The sequence below is a fragment of the Serratia sp. LTN-2 genome (assembly GCF_059740205.1).
Genome location: NZ_JCAXDO010000032.1, coordinates 16,038 through 17,687, shown reverse-complemented (window position 1 = coordinate 17,687; position 1,650 = coordinate 16,038). Strand labels below are relative to the sequence as shown.

At 54.8% G+C, this 1,650-nt stretch carries 1 protein-coding gene; it reads right to left on the bottom strand.

Annotation, left to right across the window (positions count from 1 at the left end; all coding sequences use genetic code 11):
• Nucleotides 1–514: 514 nt before the first annotated feature.
• The gene (locus tag AC6BYQ_RS27115) at nucleotides 515–1,462 is read right to left on the bottom strand and encodes a Replication protein (protein WP_261452398.1); all 948 of its coding nucleotides are present in this window, start codon (nucleotides 1,460–1,462) and stop codon (nucleotides 515–517) included.
• Between the last annotated feature and the right edge of the window lie 188 nt (nucleotides 1,463–1,650).

Below are 1,650 nucleotides of genomic sequence, written 5' to 3'. Positions count from 1 at the left end.
CGGTGGTGAGGAGGATTGTGGAGCTGAGGTCGGTGAGCTCTGTTAGTTGAGAAATTTCGACTGTTTTTGCTTGGGAGCAGAGTTTTTTGCCTGCAGCTGTTGCTGCAGGAGCTACTTCAGGTTTTGCCGAGTAATAATGGGGTGTTAAGGGCTATGTTTTTTTTGCCCGAGCGAAGCGAGGGACGTACTCAACAGCACCGGGCGTTAGCCGGTGCGCTGAGTTACTCCCTTTTTAAAGGGCTTAATTTGTTCAGAAACAACCTTCGAAATTAAGCATATTACTGAGTACCTTTTCGAAGTTAATGCAGCTTACGAAGTTAATGTCGAAGTTAAAGGGTTATTCCTCGTCGATCGCTATTGGCTGCGTCCCCGATCGACGTCGGCGGTCGCGAAAATCATGCCGGCATCTGCCGAAACAGGCCGGATCAATGGCCAACCATGCATCAGCAGCGGGAAACAGGCAGCACAAAATCCCCGCGAGTCAGGCAGGGTAAAGCACGGTATGTTCGGAAAATTAGGTTGGAATGGCGCCAGCACGCTCCAGCAGCAGCCGGTAGAATGCCTCTGGATCGCTGTTCAGCAGTCCAGGCTGTTCACGTTTGAGCGTATTTTCCAGCTCCATCGCCTTCAGCGGCGAGCTGCCCATCGTCCACTGCACCCAGGCCTGATAAAAGCCGTTCTGCTTCTGGCGACGGGCTGCGGCCAGCTTTTTGATGCCGGCAGCGGTGTCATCCAGCAGCGTATCCAGCCGCTGTACGTCCTGCTGACGTCTGGCCAGTTCGTTGCCAATCACCTGCTCCGCGTTGCGTTTGAGGTTTTGCAGATCGGGACTTACCACCCAGCGACGGATCTTTTTCAGCCGGTTTTTCAGCGAGTGCTTGCGCTCGATGTCGATCCCAAGATGCGCGATGCGCACCAGATGGCGCTCGTATTTTTGCCTGAGCGTTTCGGTCAGGCCATTTTTAATCGCCCACAGCCGGTACTGGTTCAGCCACTGGCGAATTTCGTCTACCTGAATGCCGCGGCTGGTGAAGAAGTTCTCCGTCAGCCAGATGCGCAGCGGCTTGTTCTGACCGGTGTCGGTATCCTGCCCGCGCGACACGATGAGATAGTCCAGCTGCTCGAGAACCGATAGCGCATGCAGCGCCACGTCATACGCCTTACGGCCGCTTTCGTAAACGTGCAGCACCCCCATCGATTTGGCAACGTCCTCAAAAGGCAGCATGATCTCAAACGGGTAATCGCTGTCCGGGTTGTAATCGCAGTTGGCGCCCAGCACCATGGAAAGGACTGTCAGTGCCTCACGGCTCTCCGACCGCGCGGCAATGCGCATCGGTTTTGGATGGTAGTCCGGGTTATTACGTTGAGTGTAGGGGATATACCCCTGCCGGCGTAGATCGATCAGGTCATCATTACGCCGCCAGTCGTGACCGCTCATGCGCGCCACCACTTTGCTCGCCATGCCCTTCGGTACCCGGCAGCACAAATTGGGGGTGTAACGACGATGAATTTTTTGTTGCCCGCGCCGCAACGCATTAGCCTCGCCACGCCGGGAGCTATGGGATTCATTGATGTTGTGCTCAACATTCGCAAACTGGCTATTCAAATAGCCCTTCGCTTATGTTGCGCACTAGGAGTTGACCTTTAAAA